The 18563-nt window shown below is 68.8% G+C and carries 17 protein-coding genes; 10 read left to right on the plus strand and 7 right to left on the minus strand.

Features of this window, described 5'->3' with window-relative positions; genetic code table 11:
* Positions 1–59: 59 nt before the first annotated feature.
* Positions 60–1214: a thioester domain-containing protein gene (locus CVV72_RS18540; RefSeq protein ID WP_219153545.1), complete on the plus strand. Its 1155-nt coding sequence runs from the start codon at positions 60–62 to the stop codon at positions 1212–1214.
* Between the two features lie 53 nt (positions 1215–1267).
* Here the strand turns inward: CVV72_RS18540 and CVV72_RS18545 are convergent, their stop codons facing one another.
* Complete coding sequence (locus tag CVV72_RS18545) at positions 1268–1804, minus strand: helix-turn-helix domain-containing protein (RefSeq protein ID WP_370641938.1); 537 nt, start codon at positions 1802–1804, stop codon at positions 1268–1270.
* Positions 1805–2020: 216 nt separating this feature from the next.
* On the opposite strand from CVV72_RS18545, the gene CVV72_RS18550 reads away from it, so the two are divergent.
* Positions 2021–3331 carry a lipase family protein gene (locus tag CVV72_RS18550; protein WP_219153546.1) on the plus strand — a complete coding sequence of 437 codons (1311 nt, stop codon included), beginning with the start codon at positions 2021–2023 and terminating at the stop codon, positions 3329–3331.
* A gap of 88 nt (positions 3332–3419) precedes the next feature.
* Positions 3420–4064, plus strand: coding sequence for a TetR/AcrR family transcriptional regulator (locus CVV72_RS18555; RefSeq protein ID WP_255632735.1), 645 nt, complete (start codon positions 3420–3422; stop codon positions 4062–4064).
* On the opposite strand, the gene CVV72_RS18560 is transcribed toward CVV72_RS18555, so the two are convergent.
* From CVV72_RS18560 to CVV72_RS18570, 3 genes are read right to left on the minus strand one after another with little or no spacing between them, the layout of a single operon-like run.
* Positions 4061–4909, minus strand: coding sequence for an SDR family oxidoreductase (locus CVV72_RS18560; RefSeq protein ID WP_219153548.1), 849 nt, complete (start codon positions 4907–4909; stop codon positions 4061–4063). The genes CVV72_RS18555 and CVV72_RS18560 overlap by 4 nt on opposite strands.
* Positions 4906–5805 carry an alpha/beta fold hydrolase gene (locus tag CVV72_RS18565; protein ID WP_219153549.1) on the minus strand — a complete coding sequence of 300 codons (900 nt, stop codon included), beginning with the start codon at positions 5803–5805 and terminating at the stop codon, positions 4906–4908. The genes CVV72_RS18560 and CVV72_RS18565 overlap by 4 nt, the downstream gene beginning before the upstream one ends.
* A complete protein-coding gene (locus CVV72_RS18570; protein WP_219153550.1) occupies positions 5802–7295 on the minus strand; it encodes an NAD(P)/FAD-dependent oxidoreductase in 1494 nt (497 codons plus the stop codon). Before CVV72_RS18570 ends, CVV72_RS18565 begins: the two co-directional genes overlap by 4 nt.
* Before the next feature lie 89 nt (positions 7296–7384).
* On the opposite strand from CVV72_RS18570, the gene CVV72_RS18575 reads away from it, so the two are divergent.
* Positions 7385–8629: a CdaR family transcriptional regulator gene (locus CVV72_RS18575; RefSeq protein ID WP_219153551.1), complete on the plus strand. Its 1245-nt coding sequence runs from the start codon at positions 7385–7387 to the stop codon at positions 8627–8629.
* Positions 8630–8632: 3 nt separating this feature from the next.
* Here CVV72_RS18575 and CVV72_RS18580 read toward each other — a convergent pair whose 3' ends face one another.
* Positions 8633–8947 (minus strand): hypothetical protein, encoded by a 315-nt coding sequence (locus CVV72_RS18580; protein ID WP_219153552.1) that lies wholly within the window; start codon positions 8945–8947, stop codon positions 8633–8635.
* A gap of 97 nt (positions 8948–9044) precedes the next feature.
* Between CVV72_RS18580 and CVV72_RS18585 the strand changes: the two genes are divergently transcribed.
* The 4 genes from CVV72_RS18585 (at position 9045) to CVV72_RS18600 (ending at position 13001) form a co-directional block, all read left to right on the plus strand.
* Positions 9045–9824, plus strand: a complete 780-nt coding sequence (locus CVV72_RS18585; RefSeq protein ID WP_219153553.1) for an isocitrate lyase/phosphoenolpyruvate mutase family protein — start codon at positions 9045–9047, stop codon at positions 9822–9824.
* 34 nt (positions 9825–9858) lie between these two features.
* Entirely contained in the window at positions 9859–10488 is a 630-nt protein-coding gene (locus tag CVV72_RS18590; RefSeq protein ID WP_219153554.1) for a DUF2238 domain-containing protein, read from the plus strand.
* A gap of 63 nt (positions 10489–10551) precedes the next feature.
* Positions 10552–11973 (plus strand): amino acid permease, encoded by a 1422-nt coding sequence (locus CVV72_RS18595; RefSeq protein ID WP_219153555.1) that lies wholly within the window; start codon positions 10552–10554, stop codon positions 11971–11973.
* Between the two features lie 293 nt (positions 11974–12266).
* The gene (locus tag CVV72_RS18600) at positions 12267–13001 is read left to right on the plus strand and encodes a hypothetical protein (protein WP_219153556.1); all 735 of its coding nucleotides are present in this window, start codon (positions 12267–12269) and stop codon (positions 12999–13001) included.
* A gap of 54 nt (positions 13002–13055) precedes the next feature.
* Here CVV72_RS18600 and CVV72_RS18605 read toward each other — a convergent pair whose 3' ends face one another.
* Entirely contained in the window at positions 13056–13394 is a 339-nt protein-coding gene (locus CVV72_RS18605; protein WP_219154015.1) for a nuclear transport factor 2 family protein, read from the minus strand.
* A gap of 77 nt (positions 13395–13471) precedes the next feature.
* On the opposite strand from CVV72_RS18605, the gene CVV72_RS18610 reads away from it, so the two are divergent.
* Complete coding sequence (locus CVV72_RS18610) at positions 13472–14488, plus strand: YafY family protein (protein WP_219153557.1); 1017 nt, start codon at positions 13472–13474, stop codon at positions 14486–14488.
* 7 nt (positions 14489–14495) lie between these two features.
* Positions 14496–16877, plus strand: coding sequence for an NB-ARC domain-containing protein (locus CVV72_RS18615; RefSeq protein ID WP_219153558.1), 2382 nt, complete (start codon positions 14496–14498; stop codon positions 16875–16877).
* 360 nt (positions 16878–17237) lie between these two features.
* On the opposite strand, the gene CVV72_RS18620 is transcribed toward CVV72_RS18615, so the two are convergent.
* Positions 17238–18491 (minus strand): HNH endonuclease signature motif containing protein, encoded by a 1254-nt coding sequence (locus CVV72_RS18620; protein WP_219153559.1) that lies wholly within the window; start codon positions 18489–18491, stop codon positions 17238–17240.
* Positions 18492–18563: the final 72 nt, after the last annotated feature.

Below are 18563 nucleotides of genomic sequence, written 5' to 3' on the forward strand. Positions count from 1 at the left end.
CGGGGCCTGTGGTCGCATGCGGCGCTGGCATTCGTGGTCCGTATCCGGATAGGAGACACATGCACGGCAGGTCAGTTCTGGTTCGCGGCGGGATCGCGGTGGCCACCGCGGCCGTCGCGCTGACGATGGCCGCTCCGGCCGCACTCGCCGACGACGGCGCGGCGCGGGGCCGGGTCGTCGAAGGTTCCGGCACCGATGGTTTCAGCGTCAACTTCGAGGGCGGGCAGCACTACGTCACGAAGCTGTTCGGGCTGAAGCTGTCCGATGGCAGCAAGCTCAAGATGTACTGCGTGCAGGTCGAGGTCGGCATGCGCACCGATCAGGACATGATCGAACGTCCGTGGAACAAGTACCCGGACGCCGCTTCGCCGTTCAACAAGAACAGCTCCAAGATCAACTGGGTCCTGCACCACGGCTACCCGGCCGTCGCCGTGAAGGCGCTCGAGGGCGCGCTCGGCAAGGACGTCAAGCTGACCGACGGCTTGTCCGTCGAGGAGGCCGTGACCGCGACGCAGGCCGCCGTCTGGCACTTCAGCGACGGCAAGAACCTCGACCGCAAGAAGCCGCTGCCCTACGAGAGCGCCGAAGAGTCCGCCGACGTGCTGGCCGTCTACGACTACCTCACGGGTAAGCAGAACGTCGGCATCGGAGAGCAGCCGAAACCGACCCTCGACATCGCCCCGGCCAAGGCCTCGGGCGCGACCGGCTCCAAGATCGGCCCGTTCAGCATCGCCACCAACGGTGACATCACCGAGCTGACGAGCAAGCTGCCCGAGGGCGTCAAGGTCACCGACGCCGATGGCAAGGAGATCAAGGCCGCCGCCATCAAGGACGGCACCAAGGTCTACGTCGACGTCCCCAAGGACGCCAAGGACGGCTCCGGCTCGTTCGCGCTGAAGGTGAGCGGCCGCCTCGACACCGGTCGCCTGTTCGTGGGCGAGAACTACGCCAAGGTGCCCGCGCAGTCCCTGATCGTCGCGGAGTCCGAGAAGACCTCGGTCGTCGCGAACGCGACCGCGAGCTGGAAGCAGGGCGGCGCGCCCGTCACCGAAACCCCGGCCCCCACCACCCCCGGTGGCGCCGAATCGGGTGGCGGCGACGAGCTGGCCAACACCGGTGCTTCCGCGACCATGCCGCTGATCATCGGCGGCGCGCTCCTCGGCGCGGGTGTGCTGATGGTGCTGCTGGTGCGCCGTCGCCGTAGCGAGGCGTAAGAACCGGACGAACGGCGGGGCTGGTCCTTTGTGGACCGGCCCCGCTTTCGCGTTCACCGGTCGTAGTGCGTGCCCGGCGTATGTCCGAAGACTCGGCGGAAGACGTCGATGAACGCGCTGGTGGACGACCAGCCGCAGGCATGGGCCACCGCGGTCACCGGGGTGTCCTCGGCCAAGAGGACCAAGGCGCGGCAGAGCCGCAACTGCGTGCGCCACTGCGGGAAGGTCATGCCGAGATCGGCTTTGAAGAGCCGCGCCAGGGTGCGATCGCTCGCCCCCACCCGTGCGCCGAGCGCCGCCAGCGTCCGGTTGTCGGCCGGATCGGCGCTGAGGATCTCGCACAGTGCGCGCAGCCGCGGGTCGGCGGGCGTCGGCAGGTGCAGGGGTTGCTGCGGGGAGGCGCGAAGCCGATCGAGCAGGACCGCGCGGAGCCGCCGTCGTTCCGGGGTGTCGTCGTGCGGCGGATCGGTGTAGGCGCGGATGAGTTCGCGCAGGAGCGGATCGACGGCACCGCCAGTGGTGTCACCCTCGGCATGACGGTCAGTATCGGCGGCCTCGCGAGCCCCCTCATCGGGACCGTCGCCGACCACACCTCCCCGCGGACGGCCTTGGTCCCGTTGATCGCACTGCCGTTTTTGTGCTGGATCACAACCCGCACCCTGTCCGAGCCGTGCTCCGTCCAAACGCGAGTGAAGGAAAAGTCAATATCGCTCGATTAATGATGTACGGGTCTGTACACCATCGGTTACCGGCTGGTAGGTTCCGAGCATCCAAACGTGATCCACTTCATGATTCAAAGGGGAGTCATGACCCGAAAGCCTGCTCGCCTGCTGGCCGTCGCGATCGCTCTCATCGTCGGTTTCGCCGCCGCGCCCGCCGCCTCCGCCGCCCCCGCCACCGATTCGTTCTACAGCTACGACGGCAGCGAACCGTTGTCGTCGTACAGTCCCGGTACCGTTTTGAAGACCCGGACGCTCAATTACCACGTCATCGGCATTTCCACGCCGCTCAAGGTGACCCAGTTGCTGTACCGGTCCACCGACGCGCAGGGGAAGCCGTCCGCCAACGTCACTTCGGTGCTGCGAAGCCTCACCGGCGACAGCACGAAAGCCGTTTCGTACCAATCGTTCTATGATTCGCTCAACCCCGAGCACGGCCCTTCGCGGGCGATCGCCGGTGACGTTTCGCTCGGCGGCCTGATCGCCAACGCGGAGTCGCTGTTCATCGCGCCCGCCCTGCTGCTGGGCTACAACGTCGTCATTCCCGACACCGAAGGCCAGAAGGCGAACTTCGCCGCCGGGCCGGAATACGGGACGAACACCCTGGATTCGATCCGTGCCGCGACGCGGGCTCCGGGAACGGGAATGAACGACAAGACCCGGTTCGGTCTCATCGGGTATTCGGGTGGCGCCATCGCGACGGGCTGGGCCGCCGCGCTCGCGCCGGATTACGCGCCCGAGGTCAACAAGAACCTGGTCGGTTTCACCGAAGGCGGAGTGCTCGTCAAGCCGTCGCACAATCTCAAGTACGTCAACGGCAGCGTCGCGTGGACCGGGGTCATTCCGATGGCGCTCATCGGCGTCTCGCGGTCCTTCGGCATCGATCTCAAGCCGTACGCGAATTCTTACGGCCTTCAGGTGCTCAGGGACATGGAAAAGGCGTCGATCGTCGACGCGCTCGGCCGGTATCCCGGGCTGACGTGGGAGAAATTCGTCAAGCCCGAGTACGTCAACCCGAACAAGGTGCTGCCGTACGTCGAGGCCGTCAACAAGATCAACCTCGGTTCCGCCCCGACACCCACCGTGCCCGGCTACATCGCGCAGGGCAACAACGGTGTCGTCGAAGGCACTTTCGGCAATCCCCCGGGGATCGGGACCGGCGACGGGGTGATGGTCGCCGGTGACGTGCGCTCGCTCGCGCGGCAGTACTGCGACACCGGCAACAGGTCGATCAAGTACGACCAGTACAACACGCTGAGCCACGTCGGGGCGGCCGTCGCCTGGGCGCCGCAGGCCATCGGCTGGCTCAACGACCGGTTCGCGGGCAAGGCCGCGCCGTCCAGCTGCGGGAAGATCGCCCCCGGCAACTCCCTCGCCCCGGAGGTGCCGGTCAGCTGACCCCGCGTGTCCGTGAAGGGCCTCCTTCCCTACCCTGACAGTAGGGAAGGAGGCCTTCACGGATTTCCGGACCGGTACGGTGCCGCACGTGACCGAGCACCGCAAGCTGCCGAAGGGGCCGCACAACCTGAGCCGGGACGAGGTCGCCGGAACCCAGCGCGCCCGGCTGATCGACGCGGTTCTGGAGAACACCGGCAAACGCGGCTACGTCGCCACCACCGTCGGCCACATCACCGCCACGGCGGGCGTGTCCCGGACCTCGTTCTACGAACAGTTCACCGGTAAACAGGACGCGTTCCTCGCCGCCTACCGCGAGCTCACCACCGAGTTCATCACCCAGGGCGTCGCCACGGGCGCCGAGGCCGCGACCCCGCTGGACGCCGTCGCCGCCTGCTGCGACTTCCTCGTCGACTACGTGCACCGGCGCCCCATCGCCGTCCGCGCCGTCCTGCTGGAGATCTACGCGCTCGGCGACGCGGGCCTCGAAGTACGGGAGAACACCTTGCGTGCCGGGGAAGCCGTCTTCGACCGGACGGCGAGATGGCTGCGTGCCACCGATCCCTCGCTGCCGTCACCGCCGCCGTTCACGGCACGCACGGTTGTCGCCGCCACCATCGAACTGATCACGCAGGCCATCTGGATCGGCACGGAAGACGCGTACGGCCAGGCTCGCGAAGCCGTCCGCTACACCTGGCTGCTCGGCTTGTTCGGGCACCGGAGCGTCGACGCCTAGCGGGCGAGACGCCGCCGCTCGAACTCGACGATCAGTTTCGGGTACCGGCGCGGGAGCAGCCGGACGAGCCGGTCGACCAGTTTCGCGTCGTTCCCGACGAGCACCCGCGGCTTCCCGGCCTCGACGCCGTCGACGATGATGCGGGCGGCCTGATCCGCCGGCATCTTCAGCAGCTTTTCGTTGTACACCCGGACGCGTTCCCGCTGTTCGGCGGTGGGCTCGATCCCGCGGGCCTCGGCTTCCTTCAGCGCCGCCGAGGCGATGCCGGTCTTGACCCCGCCGGGGTGGACGACCGTCACCCGCACCGGATGTCCGGCCGCGATCATCTCGGTGCGCAGCGCCTCGGTGAACCCGCGGACGCCGAATTTGCTGGCGCAGTAGGCACTGAGTGTCGGCTGGGCCATGAACCCGTTGAGGCTGGAGACATTGACGACCTGGCCGTCGCCGGAGTCGATCAGATGCGGCAGGAAGGCCTTGGTGCCGTTGATGACGCCGAAGAGGTTGACCGCGAGCGTGCGGTCGTACAGCTCCCAGTCGGCGTCGAGCACGGTCTGCCCGCCGCCGGCGATCCCCGCGTTGTTGTAGATCTGGTGCACGACACCGAACTGCCCGGCGACGGCGGTCGCGTACTCCAGCACCGCCGCCCGGTCGCTTACGTCCAGCGCGGCACCCTGCACTTCCGCGCCGAGGGCTTTGACCTGGGCGACGGTTTCGGCCAGCCCGGTTTCGTCCACATCGGACACCGCGAGCCGTGCTCCGCGCCGCGCGAGTTCGAGGGCCAGCTGACGGCCGATACCCGAACCGGCGCCGGTGACGACGGCGACCTTGCCGCGAACGCCGCTCATCGGGTTTCCCCCGCCCGGTCGAGGGCCAGTCCGGTGGTGAGTTCGACGAGCCGCTCGACCAGGTCCGGGGCGATGTGGTGCCCCATTCCGGGGATTTCGACGTAGCGGGCACCCTTGATGGCCTTGGCGGTCGCCCGCCCACCGCTGTGGTGGACCATGCGGTCGGTGTCCCCGTGGACCACGACCGTCGGGCAGGTGATGCGGGCGAGCGCGGCGGTGCGGTCTCCGCTGGCCTGGATGGCGCCGATCTGGCGGGCGATGCCGCTGCGGGCGCGCCGTCCTCCGGCCCGTTCCCACAGGCCCTCGGCCCAGGCCGTTTCGACGTCCTTGTCCAGCGGGAACGTGGCCGAACCGAGGTGGCCCATCAGCGACAGGTGCCCGGCCACGGATTCCTCGACCGTCTGGGCGGGCCGCCTCGCCATGCGCACCAGCGTCGACTTCGCGGGCTGCCCGACGCGGCGATGCCCGGTGGTGGAGAAGATCGACGTCAGCGACAGGACCCGGCCGGGGTTCCCGGCGGCCACGGTCTGCGCGATCATGCCGCCCATCGACATACCGACCAGATGCGCCCGCTCGACGCCCAGGTGGTCCAGCAGGCCGACGGTGTCCGCCGCCATGTCGCCCAGGTCGTAGGCATCCGGGAGCGGCCTGGCCAGCAGTTGCCGGAGTTTGCCGGGATTCGGCGCCTTGATGCGATCCGAGCAGCCCGCGTCGCGGTTGTCGAACCGGATGACGCGGAAGCCGCGGCCGGTGAACCCCTCGATCATCGGCCGCGGCCACGACGTGAGATCCAGGCCGAGACCGGCGATCAGCACCAGCGGTACACCGTCGGCCGGTCCGTCTTCGCGGTAACAGATCTTCGGGCCGCCGGGCAGCTCGGCGAAACTGTCGGTCACGAGCTCACCGCTTCCCGGACGTCGGCGCGCGAGAAGTGCAGCTCGGGATCGGTGATGTCGTCCGCGCGCAGCAGTTTGATGTCCGAGTGGTAGCTCATCGACGTCAGCCACGGCATGCGGTCACCCTGACGCGGGAGCTGGTCGAGAGCGCGCTGGACGTATCCGGCGGCGAAGTCCAGGAACGGTTTCGTCGGCATGTCCGGGTCGGCGACGACGGGACGGCAGACGTCGTAGCCGTGGGCGTCCATATGCGCCAGCAGACGGCAGAAATGCTCGCACAGCAGGCCGATCTTGAGCGTCCACGACGAGTTCGTGTAGCCGATCGCGAACGCGGCGTTCGGCACGTCCGAAAGCATCATTCCCTTGTACGCGACGGTTTCCGGCAGGATCACCGGTTTGCCGTCGACGCTGAGCTTCGCCCCGCCGAACACCTGGAGGTTCAGGCCGGTGGCGGTGACGATGATGTCCGCCTCCAGCTCACGCCCGGATTCGAGCAGAATCCCCTTTTCGGTGAAGGTCGCGATCTTGTCGGTGACGACGTCGGCCTGGCCCTTGCGGATGGCGGCGAACAGGTCGCCCCCGGGCACGGCGCACAGCCGCTGGTCCCACGGGTCGTACGGCGGGTTGAAGTGTTCGTCGACCGGATAGCCCTGGGGAAGCTGCTTCTTGTTGACGTAGCGGATCAGCCCGCGGGCGGTCTTCGGGAACTTCTGGCAGAACTGCCAGACCGCCAGTCCCTTGCGGATGTTCTTGCGGCGGGTGAGCGCGTACGCCCGCTCCTCGCCGAGGATCTTGCGCAGGCCGTTGGCGATCTTGTCCTCGCGCGGCACCGGCATGACGTAGGTCGGCGTGCGCTGCAGCATCGTCACGTGCGCCGCGGTGCCCGCCATCGCCGGGATCAGGGTGACCGCGGTGGCGCCGCTGCCGATCACGACGACCCGCTTGCCCGCGTAGTCGAGGTCCTCGGGCCAGTGCTGCGGGTGCACGATCGTGCCGGTGAACCGGTCCCGGCCCTCGAAGCGCGGGGTGAAGCCCTCGTCGTAGCGGTAGTAGCCGCCCGCGTTGAACATCCAGCCCGCGCTGAGGCTGGTGCGCTCGCCGGTGTCGGTCCGCTCGATCTCGAGCAGCCAGCGGGCCTCGTCGCTCGACCAGGCGGCCGAGAGCAGCTTGTGGTGGTACCGGATGGCGGGTTCGAGGCCGTTCTCGGCGACCGTCTCGCGCAGGTACGACAGGATCCGGGGCGCGTCGGCGATGGACTGCTTGTCCCGCCACGGCTTGAACTCGTAGCCGAAGGTGTGGAGATCGGAGTCCGACCGGATACCCGGGTAGCGGAACAGGTCCCAGGTGCCGCCGGACGTGCCGCGCGCCTCCAGGATGGCGAACGTCTTGCCCGGATTCTCGGTCTTCAGGTAGCGCGCGGCCCCGATCCCGGAAATCCCGGCACCGATGATGACCACGTCGAGGTGCTCGACGGGGGTGCTCGTCGTCATGCGGTACTCCAGCCTCGTCTCGGTTCCCTCCACGATGCGGGTCGGGCGGGGAATTGCGCTAGCGCTATCTGCACCATCATGATGTATGGATGGTGCAAAGTGCCGCATCGCCGTGGCCGACGCTGTCCCCCGAGGCGCGAGACCTCTTCCGGCGGGGCGCGGAGATCGTGCTGCATCCACGCGCCGAATGGATCGAGGAGCTGCACGAAGCCTCGCTCGGCGGGGGCAGCATGCGCGCCGTCGCCGAGGACCCCGTGCTCACCGAGGGGACCAAACGCGCCAATCTGGCGAATCTGCTGCACTGGGCGGCCGCCAACGTGCAGCGCCCGGGTGAACGGGTCGCCGCCAACCTGAACCGGGAAGTGCTCGACGGCGCTCGCGACATGGTGCGCCGCGGCTTCGACTCCGGCGGCCTCGACGCCTACCGGCGGGCACAGGGAGTCGCCTGGCGCCGGTGGATCGAGATCTGTTTCGACCTCACGTCGGACCCGGTCCTGCTCCGCGAGCTGCTGGACGTCTCGTCACTGTCGATCACCACGTTCATCGAGGACACCGTCGCCGCGGTGTCCGAAAGGATGGCCGCCGAACGCTCGGAACTGACCCGCGGCGCCCACGCCGAACGGCGGGCCACGGTCACCCTGCTGCTGGAAGGCGCGCCCATCAGCCGCTCGCGGGCCGAAGCCCAGCTCGGCTACCCGCTCGCCGGCCCGCATACGGCCGCGATCGTCTGGAGCGGCTCGGCGACCCCGTCGTCCCAGCAACTCGAAACCGCCGCGGAGACGCTCATGCGGGCGAGCGGCGCTTCCCACCGGCTGACCGTCGTCGCCAGCGCCGCCGCCCTGTGGGTCTGGCTGCCCGGCCGGACCCCGCCGCGCGCGGACCGGCTCGCCGAAGACCTCGCGCCGCACGCGGGCGTCCGGATCGCGCTGGGACGGCCCGGCAACGGGATCGACGGGTTCCGCCGCAGCCATCTGGACGCCGCCGCCACCCAGCGGATGCTCGCCCGGCTCACCTCTCCGCAGCAGATCGCGCGGTACCAGGACATCCAGCTGCTCGCCCTGCTCACCGGCGATCCGGCGCAGGCGGACGAATTCATCGCGGACACCCTCGGCGAACTCCGGCACGCCGACGCCGAGACCCGGGAGACCGTGCGGGCCTACGTACACGAACTGGGCAGCACGACGCGGACCGCGGAACGGCTCTACACCCATCGGAACACCGTCGTCCGGCGGCTGGCACGGGCCGACGAACTACTCCCCCGGCCGCTGGCGGAGAACGCGGTGGACGTGGCCGTCGCGCTGGAAACGCTGCGGTGGCTGGGAAGCGGCGCGTGACGGTCACGAGAGCGGCAGGTCGAGGTTCCGGAGCATGGCGCGTTGTTCGGCGGTCAGCTCACCCTCGACCGTGATGGTGAACGGGGGCGGCTCCTCGCGGGAGCGGAGGAAGTTGCTCCAGGCGATGCCCAGATTCGCCAGCCCGGTCAGCGAGCCGATGGACATGCAGATGACCTCGAAGACGCCCAGCTCCCCCGTGGTCCGCGACCCCGCGAGGCTGATGGTCGCGGACCGCGTCACGTCGGCGTCTTCGCGGAGCCAGCTGTAGAACTCGGTCAGCGCTTGTTCGTCGCCGGCGGCGTTGATCGTCAGCTCCATGGGACCTCCCTCGAAGTGCTGTCCCTACCAGTCGCCGCCTCGGCCCGGCGCGTAACAGGAATCGGCTCCGCCGGGCGAAAACCTCTAGATTGACGGCATGGTTTCCATCGCCGAGAAGGCCACCCGGCTGCAGGAATTGCACGCCGCCCCCGAACTGCTGCTCGTCGTCAACGTGTGGGACGCGATCACCGCGAAGGTCGTCGCCGAAACCCCTGGTACGCAGGCCCTCGCCACCCCGAGCCACGGTATCGCCGCCGCCCGCGGCTACCCCGACGGCGAGGTGATCCCTCGCGACGAGATGATCGCCGAGGTCGCCCTGATCGTCCGGGTGGCGGGCGATCTGCCGGTCACCGCGGACCTGGAGGCGGGCTACGGCGACCCGGGCGGCACGGTCGCCCGCGCGATCGAGGCCGGCGCGGTCGGCTGCAACCTCGAAGACCAGATGAAACCGTTGGACGAGTCGGTCAAGGCCGTCGAGGCCGCGGTCGCCGCCGCCGAGTCCGCGGGGATCGACTTCGTGCTCAACGCCCGCACCGACGCCTTCCTCCGGGCGGGCGACCGTGACCCCGAAGAGGTGCTGGCCGAGGCGATCACCCGTGGCCGCGCGTACCTGGACGCCGGCGCGTCGAACTTCTTCGTGCCCGGCAAGCTCGACGAGACCCAGGTCGGCAGGCTGGTCGAGGCGCTGGGCGAGCGCAAGGTGAACCTGATCGGCGTCCCGGGCTCGATCCCGCTGGCCACCGCGCAGAAGCTCGGCGTCTCCCGGGTGTCCTACGGGCCGTTCAGCCAGAACGTCGCGCTGACCGCGCTGGCGAAGCTCGCCGAGGACGTCTACGCCGGCGGCGGCCTGCCCGCCGACATGCGCAAGTTGAACTGAGCGAGGCGGGGCCCGTCGCAGTAGGGTCCCACGCATGGTGCGCGGAGTCGGCCGGACGGAAGGCATCCTGCTGGCCGGCTCCGTGGTCGCCATGCTCGTGGTGACCGGCGTTCAGGCCAGATCGCCCGGCACCTGGCTGATGGAAGTGGTCTGGGTGCTGATCGGGCTGCCGCTGGTGGTGGCCCTGCGCAAACGTTTTCCCCTCACCCGCTTGCTGTGCTGGCTGCTGGTGCTGCACGCGATCGTGCTGTGTTACGGCGGGCAGTACACCTACGCGGAGACCCCGGCCGGGGAATGGGTGCAGAGCTGGCTTGGCACCCAGCGGAACAACTACGACCGGTTCGCGCACGTCGTGCAGGGTTTCGTCCCGGCGATCGCCGTGCGCGAGGTGCTGCTGCGCCGGACCCCGCTGTGCCCCGGTGCCTGGGTCACGTTCCTGACCGTCTGCGTCTGCGTGACGATCGCCGCCGGTTTCGAGTTCGTGGAATGGTTCAGCGCGATGGTCGCCGGTGCGGGTGCCGACGATTTCCTGGGCACCCAAGGAGACGTCTGGGACACGCAGTGGGACATGTTCCTCTGCCTGTGCGGCGCGGTGCTTTCCCTGCTGATCTGGCGCAGGGTGCACGACCGGCAACTCCGGGGGATTCCGGCGAACAGCCTGTAATCCAGGTAACCGAGCAACGATCTCCTGTTCAGCGTGTCCGGCACGGCGGATACGGTCCTCGGCATGACTCTGCGAGCCGCGGCGGTGCGGCGGAAACCGGTCGCCGATCTGATCGCCGACAGTGATCACGGCACGCTGAAGCGCTCCCTCGGCCTCGGGCAGCTGACCATGCTCAGCATCGGCGCGACCCTGGGCAGCGGGATCTTCGTCGTGCTCGGTGAAGCGGTGCCCGTGGCGGGCCCCGCCGTCGTGCTGTCGTTCGTGCTCGCCGGCATCACCGCGCTGTTCTCGGCACTCTCCTACGCCGAACTCGCCGGAATGATCCCGGTGTCCGGTTCGTCCTACTCCTACGCCTACGCCACGCTCGGCGAACTGGTCGCCTGGGTCTGCGGCTGGTGCCTGGTGCTCGAGTACGGCGTCTCCGTGGCGTCGGTGGCCGTCGGCTGGGGGCAGTACCTCAACGAACTGCTGCGGCTGACGTTCGGTTTCGCCATCCCCGACGCGTTCAGCCAGCCACCGGGCTCGGGCGGGATCGTCAACGTCCCGGCCATCGTCGTCGTGCTGCTCGCCATGTTCCTGTTGTTGTCCGGCGCGAAGGAGAGCGCGCGGGCCAACGCGATCATGGTCGTGATCAAGGTCGGCACGCTGGTGCTTTTCTGCGCGATCGCGTTCTCGGCGGTGCGGGCGGCGAACTTCGCCCCGTTCCTGCCGCTCGGTCTCGCCGGGCTGAGCGCCGGTGCCGCGAAACTCTTCTTCTCCTACATCGGTTTCGACGCGGCCTCGACCGCGGGCGAGGAGGCGAAGAACCCGCAGCGGGACCTGCCGAGGGCGATCCTGCTCTCGCTCGCGATCGTCACCGTGCTGTACTGCCTGGTCGCCGTGGCCGCGGTCGGCGCGTTGCCGTGGCAGGACTTCGACGGCCAGGAGGCCGCGCTCTCGCACGTGCTCGGCGTCGTGTCCGACAATCCGCTGTGGGCCGGGCTGCTCGCCGTCGGCGCGATCGTGGCGATCTCCAGCGTCGTGCTGACCGTCCTCTACGGACAGACGCGCATCCTGTTCTCGATGTCCCGCGACGGACTCGTCCCCGCCTCGCTGTCCAAAGTGGACCCCAAAACCGGCACGCCCAGGATCAACACGCTGGTGGTCTCCGGCTTCGTCGCGACACTGGCCGCGTTCATCCCGCTCGGGAAACTGGCCGACGCCACCAGCATCGGCACGCTGTTCGCCTTCGGCCTGGTGAACGTCGCCGTCCTGCTGCTGCGAAAACGGCAACCGGAGGCGCCTCGCTCGTTCCGGGTGCCGTTCTCCCCCGTCACGCCGATCCTCGGGGTGCTGTGCTGCGGTTACATGATGCTCAGCCTCGACGGCGAGACCTGGATCGTCTTCGCCGGGTGGATGGCGCTCGGCCTGCTCATCTACTTCGGTTACAGCATGCGCCGATCCCGGCTGGCCCTGGATTCGCCCGTTCGCCGCCATAATTCCTAGCCTGTACAGCCGTAGTACGGGCTGGATCATTGAATGACGGTGATCGGTAGGGGACACTTCCGTCCGACCCACGGAAAACCCTACCGTGAACCGAGGTCCTTATGCGCCGATATGGCATTACCGTGCTGACCGCGTGCCTCGCCCTGTCCCTCACCTCATTCCCCGCCTCCGCTCAAGAGACGGCGACACCCCGCGCTCCCTTCTGTTATGAAGAACCCGTACAACCGAAAGCCGATGTAAGTGACATAAAGGCCGGTTTCCAGTCCACGAAGTGGTTGCAGACGATCCAAGCCGTGTACAAGCGGCGCTGGCCGAGCGGCGAAGCCCTCGCGATCGCCCAGGCCAAGGACAAGTACTTCAGCCAGTTCGTCAACAAGACGAGCTTCAACGCGCTCGCCGAGTCCCTGATGGTGGCGATCCACGAAGAGACCCACATGTGGGATCTGGATCCGTCGAGAACATCGTGGGACGTGTACGTCTCGGCCTGGATCGACGCTTCCCGCAAGGCGATGAAGGTCCCGATCCACGGCGGCTTCCCCCGTCGCGAAATCCTGCCACTGATCACGGACGGTCTCACGCGTTCGATGGACGACATCTACCTGCGGGACCAGCAGCAGGGGTCGTACCGGATGCAGGGGGTCATCGCGGAACTCAACGCCGGGCTCATGGGATTGCCCGCGGCGACGGTCGTCGCGGAGTACATCCAGGGCGTGGGCGCGAGCAATTCGCGGGACATCGCGGCCACGAACATGCGCTACCTTCAGCTCTATCTTCGCGTCGCCAAGACGAAACATCCCGATTACTGGGCGAAGATCAAAGCGCAGCCCGAATTGCGCGACTTCGTGCTCATCGAATTCCTGCGTACCGCCTACTGGCTGGATCAATCCGCTCCCCATGCCGCGAAACTCGGCAGTGCGGACGTGGCCCAGATCGTCGCCAAGAACTACGCACCGGAGAACATCGCGATCATCGAGGAGTTCACCGGAGCCAAGGTGAACACGGGTTCGGCCAGGAACTGCACGCTCTGACGCCGCACGGCTCGCCGGCGACGGACCCTGGTCCGCCACCGGCGAGCCGCCCCGTCACGGCACGAACACCGGCTGGTCCAGCACCCAGAGCCAGGATCCGTCCGGCTGACGGCGGGCGACCTCGATGGTCGCCTCACCGGTGGTCAGCGTGGACGCCGTGAGCGCCAGGTCGCCGCCCACCAGCGCCGGATGCTGCCTGCCCGGCAGGAGTTCCGGCGCGGCCGCGACGAACTCCTCGTACACCTTGCGGATCTCCGCGTGGCCGGTCGCGATGGTGCCCGGCGGGAACGCCAGCACGGCGTCGGGTTCGTACAACGCCACCAGCCCGTCGACATCGCCCGCGTTGCCTCGCTCGATGAACAACTTGCCCAGATCGTTCGGCTCGGTGGCCACAGTCCTGCTTGTCATGGGGATGAGCCTCGCAGCCAATCACGACATCCTGTGTCGTGTATTCCGCTAGAGTTCCGGCCATGCGCGCCGACCGGCTGGTCTCACTGGTGTTGCTGTTGCGGCACCGCGGCCGCCTGTCCGCGACCACGCTCGCGCGCGAGCTGGAGGTCTCCACCCGCACCGTGTTGCGCGACATCGAGGCGTTGTCGGCGGCGGGTGTCCCGGTGTACGCCGAACGCGGCAGGCACGGCGGTTTCGGGCTGCTGCCCGGTTTCCGCACCGAACTCACCGGGCTGAACCACGACGAGGCGCTCGCGCTGCTGATCGCCGGATCACGGCGCGGCGCGCAGGCGTTCGGTCTCGGCTCGGCACTCGCGTCGGCCATGCTCAAGGTGGTCGACGCGCTGCCGGAAGGTCAGCGGGACACCGCGGCGGGCGCGGCCCGGCGCCTGCTCATCGACCCGGAGACCGACCTGCTGTCGCGCCGGGCGGCCGCCGAGGAGGTGCCGGACGCCGTCGTCTCCGAGGTCCGGCGCGCGGTGTTCGCGGGGCACAAGCTGCGCATCCACTACGCGGCCGAGGGCCGGGCGGCGCGGTGGCGCACGGTGGATCCGATCGGCCTGGTCACCGTCCGGGATCGGGGCTACCTGCTGGCCACGAGATCCGGCGAGGACCGCACCTACCGGCTGTCCCGGGTGCGGGCCGCCGAGGAACTCCCCGAACCCGCGCAACGCCCGGACCGGGTGGATCTGGACCGGACCTGGCAAGAACGCGGCACGCGGTTCCGGAGCGGCGGAGACCAAGTCGCCGTGTCGGTGCTGGTTTCCCCGGTGCGGCGGGACGAACTGGCGGGCACCGCGCTGGCCGTGCTCACGGAAGAAGTCACCCAGGACGGCCAGCTGCGCATGGAGGTGACCTTCCAGGACGCGCGCCACGCCGAATGGGCGCTGTGGCAACTCGCCACGGACGCGGAAGCCCTTGCGCCGCTTTGGTTACGTGCCTCCCTGCGAGGCCGGGCCGAGGCGATCGCCGCCCGCTACGCCGGCCGCGCCGATGAGACCAAAGTCAAGTCGAGCCCGTCGGCCGGGACGGGATAATCCGGCCATGACGAACGCCGCCCCGGGAACGGCCTCCGCAACTTTCAAGGTGCTGCTGAAGGGTTATCGCGTGCGAGCCGGCCTCACGCAGGAGGAACTCGCCGAGGGGTCCGGGGTGAGCGTCCGCGCCATCAGCGACATGGAGCGCGGGATCGCCAAGAGCCCGCAACGCCGGACGATCGAAGCGCTCGCCGCGCCACTGTCGTTGACCGACGAAGAGCTGACCGGCCTGCAGAAGGTCGCCCGGCAGGGTCGCGCCCCCGCGCCCGCCGGGATCACCGGCGCCCACCTGATCGGCATCCTCCCGGCGGACGTCGACGACCTCACCGGCCGCGAAAGCGATCTCGAGGCGTTGCGCGCCCTTTCCGCGGATCTGGGCGGTCGCCGCAGGTCCGGACGGGTCGCGATCCTGAGTGGGCCTCCCGGGACCGGCAAGACCACCCTCGCGGTCCGCGTGGCGCACAACCTCGCCGAAGAGTTCCCCGACGGCAGGCTTTTCCTGAAGCTGCGCGGGATGTCCGCCGAGCAGGCGAGCCCGGCGGACGTGCTGCATCTGATCCTGCGCTCGCTGGGCGTCGACGCCGTCCGCATCCCGGCCGATCAGGAGGACCGGGTGAGCCTGTGCCGCTCCCTCCTGCAGGACCGGGCCGCCCTGATCGTCCTCGACGACGCGGCCGACGAGGCCCAGATCCGCCCGCTGCTGGTCGGCGGGCCGCGGTGTCTCACCCTGGTCACCAGCCGTCAGATGCTGGTGGGGCTGGAAGGCGCGAGCAGGCTCGCTCTCGACGTGTTCGGCGAGGACGACGCGGTCGCCCTGTTGTCGACCATCATCGGGGCGGACAGGGTGGCGCGGGAGCGGCGGGAGGCGCTCGAACTGATCGCTCTGTGCGGGCGGCTGCCGCTGGCGCTGCGGATCGCGGGCAACCGGCTGGCGAGCCGCCCGACCTGGCCGCTGTCGCGCCTGGTGGACCAGCTCCGGGACCGCGGCAGGCGGCTGACCACGCTGACCGCCGGCGATCTCGATGTACGCAGCGTCTTCGAACTGTCGTACCGCCAGCTCAGCCCGAACGCCGCCGCGGTGTTCCGGCGGCTGTCGCTCGTCCCGGCGGCGGACTTCTCGGTGGGGGCGGCGATGACGCTCATCGAGGCGGCCGACGAGGACGACGCCGCCGTGTTCCTGGAGGAACTGACCGACGCGAGCCTGCTCCAGACGTCGCAGGAGAACAGCCGGTACCAGTTCCACGACCTCCTGCGGGTCTTCGCGACCGAACGGCTGGCCCGCGAGGAGGCTCCCGAGGTGGTCGAAGCGGCGGAGAACCGGCTGGCCGACTGGCTGGTGCGCACCGCGACGGCGGCGGGCCGCTACTTCCACCCGACCGATGGGGTGAGCCCGCCCCCGGCCGCGACGGCGTCGTTCGGCGACCACGCCGGAGCGGGCAGGTGGCTCGAAGTCGAACTGAAGAACTGGCACGCCGCGGTCAAAAGCGTCGCCGCGCGCGGCGGCCACCGGCCGGTGCTGGACCTGGCCGAATCCATGCACTGGTACTCGGAGATCGGCGGGACCGCGAGTACCTGGTACGACGTCTTCGAACTCGCCGTGGACGCGGCCATCGCGCTCGGCAGCGACCGGGAGGAGGCGGTCCACCGGAACTATCTGTCCTGGGTGCAGGCCTCGCTGTGCGATCAGGCGGAAGAAGCCGTCCGGATGGCCCGGCTGGCCTGGGACGCCGCGGTGAAGGCGGGCGACCGGCGCGAACAGGGCTGGGCACGGGTGTATCTGACGAGCGCGAACGCCCGCGAGACGTCGCCCGAACTCTTCGACGAGGCGGTGCGCCTGTTCGAGGAGGCGGGCTATCCGCTCGGGGTCCATGTGGCACGGACGATGCGGGCCTCGTACCGGTACCGGGAGGGCCGGTACGACGAGGCCGCCGAAGAGTTCGACGCCTGCGTCCGCTACTTCGCGCCGGACCACGGCGGCTCACGCACTCCGGTGGACGACACCAACTACGCGTATGTGCTGCTGCGTTCGGCCCAGAACCTGGCCGCCCTCGACTCGGCCGATCGGGCACTCACCCAGTGCGAGACGGCACTCGGCCTGTTCCGTCGGCACGGCGCGGCCATGGGCCAGGCCCGCGCCCTTCAGGAGACCGGGCGGTTCATGCGGCGCCAGGGCGACCACGCGAACGCGCGCCGCCGTCTGTCCGAAGCCGGGGAACTGTACGAACGCATCGGCCTGACCCAGGCCCAGATCGACACGCTCGACGAACGGGCGGCGCTGTCCGAGGAGATGGGCGACCCGGCGTCGGCCCAAACGGACCGGGAACGCGCGCGGGGTCTGCGTGACCGGCTCGGTCGTTTCGAAGCGGTCGAACCGAATTACGGTTCCTAGCCGGCGTCGTCCCGCTCGCGCGCCGAGGCCGGCTCGGGATGGGGCATCGGTCGATCGCCGCGAGGCCGGTGTCCGGGCGACCTCGGCGTGCGCGGACGACGTTCGGTCCGAGTGCCATCGGGCTTCGCGTCGCCGCTGAACCTAAGCCGGGTCCAGGCAGCTGACCGGCGGAACGAGAGGTCGATTTTCCGCCGGTTGCCTCGTCTTGCCAAGGCGTTCGGTCTTGAGCTTGCGGGCACCTGATGGTTGAGCCGGTCCCTCACGGAGCGCTCACATTCGGCAGGTAGGGAAGGAGGCCTTCACGGACCATTGAGCATGGCGAGGGGCCCGTCGCCGGTGTGGCCGACGGGCTCCTCGAGTTCAGACGTGGTGCAGGGTGTTGCGCCGGGGTTGTCGAAGCGGATCTCGGTATTGGGGTGGGATGAACTCCGGTAGCCCGTCGGCCGCCATGCGGACTTCCCAGTCACCGTGGTGGATCAACCGGTGATGGAATCCGCACAGCAGCACCAGATTCCGAAGATCGGTCGGTCCGTCGTCTGCCCAGTGCACGATGTGGTGGGCGTGGCAGTTCTTGGGTTTCCGATGGCAGCCGGGGAAGGCGCAGCCTCCGTCGCGGATGTTCAACGCCCGCCGCTGGCCCGGTGTCACGAACCGTCGCAGCCGCCCCACATCCAAGGGTTCACCTGCGGCGCTCATCACGACGGGCAGCATCAGGCAGTCGCAGGCGGCCAGCCGGGCTTCCCTCGCGGTCATCGTGCCGACGAAGTCCAGGCACGCGGTCCCGAGACCCGACTTCAGCTCGTCAAGTCCGATGGTGACGTGGACGAGGGTGCGGTAGCCGCTGGTGCCCGGCTGGTCCGGGCACGCGATCGCCAGATCGAGAATATCGACCCACGCATCACCCATCCGCTCGCACTTCATCCGCAGATCCGCCTGCCCGAACTCGTCGACGGTGCGGGGTTGGGCGTAGGCCTCGAGTGCGGCGGCGGTGCGGGCCCCGGTCTCGTCATCCAGAAGACCGGTGAGTTTCCAGAACCCGTCTTTGCGGCGCTCCAGGGTGATCTCCCGGCGCGGCTCCTTCGGCTCCGGATCCTTGGGCTCCTTGCCGTCAGGGTCCAGCAAGCCCAGCAGGTTCGCCTCGGCCCTGGCCAGCTGCCGCGGACCGGCACTCGACGCAAGGCCGGCGAGAATCTTCTCCGCGTTCGCCCGATCCCCGGCAGAGATCTCGGCCGGAAGTCTCTTCACGATCTCCAGGATCTGATCGATCCGCTCATCCCCGACCAACCCCTCCGCCGCCACAGCGGCAGTGGCGGGCAGCGCGGCAGGAACCTCAGTGCCATCCAAAGCGCGGGTCGGGTTCAGCGCGATAGCCCGCTTCACCACCGCGCCCGCTTCACCGATCGACAGCCCCGCGATATCAGCGAACCACGCGGCCGTGCGGCCATAGCCGTACAAGTCCTTGACGCCCCGCGACTCGATCTCCGCCAAATACCGCCCCAACCCGGCGGTGGCCATCCGAATCACCCGCAAGGACTGCTGCACGCCATGGGCAAGCTCCAGCTTGCCAGCACGCCACAACTCCTGCGGCAACTCGGGAAGGAAGGTCTCGGACACCCCTCCATAATACCCGAACAAATAGAACAAGTGTTCGTAATTTTAAGCGACAAACAAAACGAACAACCAACA

Origin of the sequence: Amycolatopsis sp. TNS106, from assembly GCF_019330265.1 — a bacterium.
Lineage (GTDB): Bacteria > Actinomycetota > Actinomycetes > Mycobacteriales > Pseudonocardiaceae > Amycolatopsis > Amycolatopsis lurida.